Origin of the sequence: Inquilinus sp. (assembly GCF_039594555.1) — a bacterium.
Classification (GTDB): Bacteria; Pseudomonadota; Alphaproteobacteria; order DSM-16000; family Inquilinaceae; genus Inquilinus.
Genome location: NZ_JBCNNF010000529.1, coordinates 1 through 4,061, shown reverse-complemented (window position 1 = coordinate 4,061; position 4,061 = coordinate 1). Strand labels below are relative to the sequence as shown.

7 protein-coding genes are annotated in these 4,061 nt (G+C 71.0%); 2 read left to right on the top strand and 5 right to left on the bottom strand.

Annotated features, from left to right (window positions below; all coding sequences use genetic code 11):
- Positions 1 to 538: multicopper oxidase domain-containing protein (locus ABDW35_RS33350; protein ID WP_343718151.1), on the top strand; the 538-nt coding region annotated here is incomplete at its 5' end.
- Between the two features lie 4 nt (positions 539 to 542).
- Here ABDW35_RS33350 and ABDW35_RS33345 read toward each other — a convergent pair.
- The 5 genes from ABDW35_RS33345 to ABDW35_RS33325 all read right to left on the bottom strand — a co-directional run bounded on the left by ABDW35_RS33345 (position 543) and on the right by ABDW35_RS33325 (position 3,219).
- Entirely contained in the window at positions 543 to 683 is a 141-nt protein-coding gene (locus ABDW35_RS33345; RefSeq protein ID WP_343718150.1) for a hypothetical protein, read from the bottom strand.
- A gap of 53 nt (positions 684 to 736) precedes the next feature.
- Positions 737 to 1,534: an MBL fold metallo-hydrolase gene (locus tag ABDW35_RS33340; RefSeq protein WP_343718149.1), complete on the bottom strand. Its 798-nt coding sequence runs from the start codon at positions 1,532 to 1,534 to the stop codon at positions 737 to 739.
- Between the two features lie 11 nt (positions 1,535 to 1,545).
- Complete coding sequence (locus ABDW35_RS33335) at positions 1,546 to 1,839, bottom strand: DUF3303 family protein (RefSeq protein ID WP_238578715.1); 294 nt, start codon at positions 1,837 to 1,839, stop codon at positions 1,546 to 1,548.
- A gap of 103 nt (positions 1,840 to 1,942) precedes the next feature.
- Positions 1,943 to 2,278, bottom strand: coding sequence for a hypothetical protein (locus ABDW35_RS33330; protein WP_343718148.1), 336 nt, complete (start codon positions 2,276 to 2,278; stop codon positions 1,943 to 1,945).
- A gap of 20 nt (positions 2,279 to 2,298) precedes the next feature.
- A complete protein-coding gene (locus tag ABDW35_RS33325; RefSeq protein WP_343718147.1) occupies positions 2,299 to 3,219 on the bottom strand; it encodes a DMT family transporter in 921 nt (306 codons plus the stop codon).
- A gap of 220 nt (positions 3,220 to 3,439) precedes the next feature.
- Between ABDW35_RS33325 and ABDW35_RS33320 the strand changes: the two genes are divergently transcribed.
- Positions 3,440 to 4,061 (top strand): LysR family transcriptional regulator (locus tag ABDW35_RS33320; RefSeq protein WP_343718146.1); only part of this gene is annotated, 622 nt, incomplete at its 3' end.

Below are 4,061 nucleotides of genomic sequence, written 5' to 3'. Positions count from 1 at the left end.
GCCGGTGCTGGCGCTGCGCGAGGGCGACCGGCAGCGCACCGGGCTGGTGCTGGCCGCCCCCGGCGCCAAGGTCGCGCGCATCGCCGATCTCGGCGAGCACAAGGCAGCGGCGCTGGACCTCGCCTTCGAGGCGACGCTCAGGGCGACGGAGCCCTTGGCCGCCCGCCCGGCCGACCGCACCATCCCGGTGGTGCTGGCCGGCGACATGGCGAGCTATGTCTGGACCCTGAACGGCAAGGTGCACGGCCGGGACACGCCGCTGGCGGTGCGGCAGGGCGAGCGGGTGGCGCTGGTGATGAGCAACCCGTCGATGATGGCCCATCCGATGCATCTGCACGGCCATCATTTCCAGGTGGTGGCGATCGACGGCCAGCCCCTGTCCGGCGCCCGGCGCGACACGGTGCTGGTGCCGCCGGGCAAGACCGTGACGGTCGCCTTCGACGCCGACAACCCCGGCCGCTGGGCCTTCCACTGCCACCACCTGTACCACATGGAGGGCGGCATGATGACGACGGTGGAGTATGAGGGGGTGAGCTAGCCGGTCACGACCAGGGTCCGAAGCGGACCAGCACGATGACGAGGGCGAGCAGCGCCAGCCCGGCGAGGAAGATCAGCCGCCGGGCCAGGCTGCGCAGGACGATGTCGCGCTGCCGTCTTCGCTTCGGACCATCCGGAGTCGCCATGCATCCCTCGCCTGCCCGCCGGAGGAACGGCGGGCGGCGGCGAGCCGTTCCCCTCAGCCCTCGATCAGCCCCTCATCCCGCCAGCGGGCGAGATAGGCGTCGATGATGGCGTCCAGTCGCGCCTTGCCGAAGCTGTCGTCATGGCCGGCATGGACCACCGTGACCGGCAGCGACCGCAGCAGGGCGAAGGAGCGGACATAGTCGCCGATCTCCATGCCCGGGCCGCGATACAGCAGCGGGCCGTCATAGATCACGTCGCCGGCGAACAGCGTGCCGGTCGCCTCCTCGAACAGGGCGATGCTGCCGGGCGAATGGCCGGGCACATGCAGCACCCGGAAGCGCCGGTCGCCGAGATCGACGATTTCCCCGGCCTCGATCCGCCGGGTCGGCTCCGCGCCCCGCAGGGCGTAGCCGCCCAGGTCGTAGCCTTCATAAGGCACGGCGGTGACCAGCGCGGCCCCGAGCGGCGGATAGCCGGCGGCGACGAAGCGCTGCCGCGCCTCCGCCGGGATCTGGTCGGAGATCAGGGTGCCGGGCCGGGGCCGGGCCAGCGACTCGGCCTCCAGCGGGTGTACCCAGCGCTGCTCGAACTCATGGATCGCGCCGATATGGTCGGCATGGGTGTGGGTGGCCAGGGCGATCGTCTCGCGCCCCGCGAACAGCTCGGGGAAGGCCGGCCGCAGCGGCGCCACGCCGAGGCCGCCATCGACCAGCAGGTCGCGGTCGCGGCCGCGCAGATGCCAGATGTTGGCGCGCATCAGCACATCGGTGTGCGGCTCGACGATCAGGGTCAGGCCGCCGCCCATGTCCCGCTTGCGGAACCATTCGGCGGCCACGGGCAGGTCGGACATCGTCAAGCCTTTCAGGAGATCGGGCCGGTGGCCGGCGGGTCGAGCAGCGGCGCCACCACGGCCCGGGTCTCGGCGCTGCGCAGCACCGGCACGATTTCGAAATTCACCCCGGTGCCGCGCCAGTGCAGCACCCATTGCTGCAGCAGGGCGAGGTCGTCGCATTCCATCAGCTGGAAGCAGCGGTCGCAATTCGCCTCGACCCAGCTGTCGACATATTTCAGCCCTTCGGGCAGGCCGCGGCCGGCATCGCGCAGATGGCGGTAGGCCGCCACCGGGTCGCGGTTGGCGAAACGCTCGATGATCATGAACAGCACAGCCTGGCCTCCCCGCCGTTGCCCGGCGTTTCCGGATTCAGTCCGTGCCTTCCCCATAATCCATCACCGCGGGCCGGCGATAGCCCCCACGGCGCTAGTGCCGGGTCGTGCCCGGCGCCGACCCCTCGGCCAGGAACGCGGCGCGGGCGGTGGCGAGCCGCTGCTCTCGCTCTGCCTCCAGCGCCTCGCGCCGTCGCTGATAGTCTTGCTGGAGCTTGTTCGCCAAGGCGATCGTCTTGGTCACCTCCTTGGCGAGCCGCAGGAAGCTGTCGCCCCTCTCCAACAGCTTCGCGGGATCCTTCGACAATTGTTCCGCCACCGCCATGTCGAGCTCGGCCACCTCATGCAGCGTGCGGATGTGGCGTTCGAGCCGGACAAGGTCCGGATCATTTGCGATGCTGAGGTCGAGAGCGGTCTTGATCCTGCGCATGAACATACCATGAACGAACGCTAGCAGGACGTCAACCCGGATGTCGCCGCCCGCCGCCGCGCCGGCCACAGCCGCCAGCCGAGCGTCACCGCCAGGCTGGAGAGCGCGATCAGGCCCATGCCGGCCGCCTGCTCCAGTCCCAGCCGATGGCCGTAGACCAGCCAGTCGGCCACGATCGCCGAGGCCGGGTAGACGAAGGCCAGCACCGCGATCACCGGCGTCGGCAGCTTCGGATAGGCCGCGTACATCAGGACATAGACCAGCCCGGTGTGGACGATGCCGAGCCCGGCCAGCCAGCCCCAGGGGCCGGGCGTGGCCGGCAAAGCGGAGGTGCTGACGAAGGGCGCCAGCAGCACGATGCCGGTGGCGGCATGGATCATCGCGGTCAGATGCGGCCGCACCCCGCGCAGCTCCTTGGTCGCCAGCACGGTGCCGGTGTAGAGCAGCGAGGCCAGCACGGCGAGGCCGGCGCCGAGCAGCCGCCCTGGCTCGGCGTCGCCATCGCCGATGCCGGTGGCCAGCGCCAGCCCGGCGAAGGCGATGGCGATCCAGCCCAGCTTGCGGCCGCTGAGCCGCTCGCCGAACAGCACCGCCCCCGCCAGCACCACCCAGAAGGGCTGGACGTGGTAGACGATCGTGGCGAAGGCGATGGTGGTGTGGCGGATCGCGGCGAAGAACGCGACCCAGTTCAGCACGATGCAGACGCCGCCGAACAGGATCAGCCCCCATTGCCGCGGCGCCAGGCGCAGGTCGCGCAGCCAGCCGCGGGCGGCGCAGAAGGCCAGCAGGGCCAACGCGCCGAAGACGCAGCGGAAGAACACCGCGTTGATCGGCCCCTGCCCCGATTCCTCCATGAACACGCCGACGGTGCCGACCACCGCCATGCCCAGGGTGAGCTGCAGGATCCCCGTCCGCCGCTCCGCCGCCGTCTCTCCACCCATCGCCGCCTCCACGGTTCAGATGGAGGAAAGCTGGGCGCGCCCGATGCTTCAATCAAACGAATAGATTTGAAGCCGAGCATCACCTGGATTTATAGTTGACCGAGCGGTCTTTCCTCACCGTCATCGCGAGGCGCGAAGCGCCGTGGCGATCCAGAGGGCGGTGCCGCTGGATCGCCACGCCCCTGCGGGGCTCGCGATGACGGTTCAAAGGACCCCCGCCATGAACGGACGCCTCGATCTCGATGTGCTGCGCACCCTGGTGGCGATCGCCGAGGGCGGCAGCTTCAGCTTGGCCGCCGCGCGGGTCGGCCGCACGCAGTCGGCCGTCAGCATGCAGGTGCGGCGGCTGGAGGAGGCGGTCGGCAAGCGGCTGTTCGACCGCAGCAGCCGGCAGGTGCGGCTGACCCCGGCTGGCGAGAGCCTGCTGGGCCATGCCCGGCGCATGCTGCGGCTGGAGGAGGAGGCCTGGGCGGCGCTGGTCGAGCCCGATCTGAGCGGCCGGGTCCAGCTGGGCATCCCCGATGACTACGCCTATTCGCTGCTGCCGCCGATCCTGTCGCGCTTCGCCGCCACCCACCCGCAGGTCGAGGTCGAGCTGATCTGCGAGCAGACCACCTTCCTGGACCGGCGCCTGGCGGCCGGCGAGGTCGACCTGGCGGTCGTCACCCGCGGTCCCGGCCGCGACGGCGAGCTGCTGCGTCGCGAGCCGCTGGTGTGGTTCGGGTCGCCCGACCACGACCCGCAGGCGGAGGAGCCGCTGCCGGTGGCCCTGTACGAGCCCGGCTGCGTCGCCCGCGGCGTGACGCTGGAGGCGCTGGCCGCGGCGCAGCGCCCCTATCGCA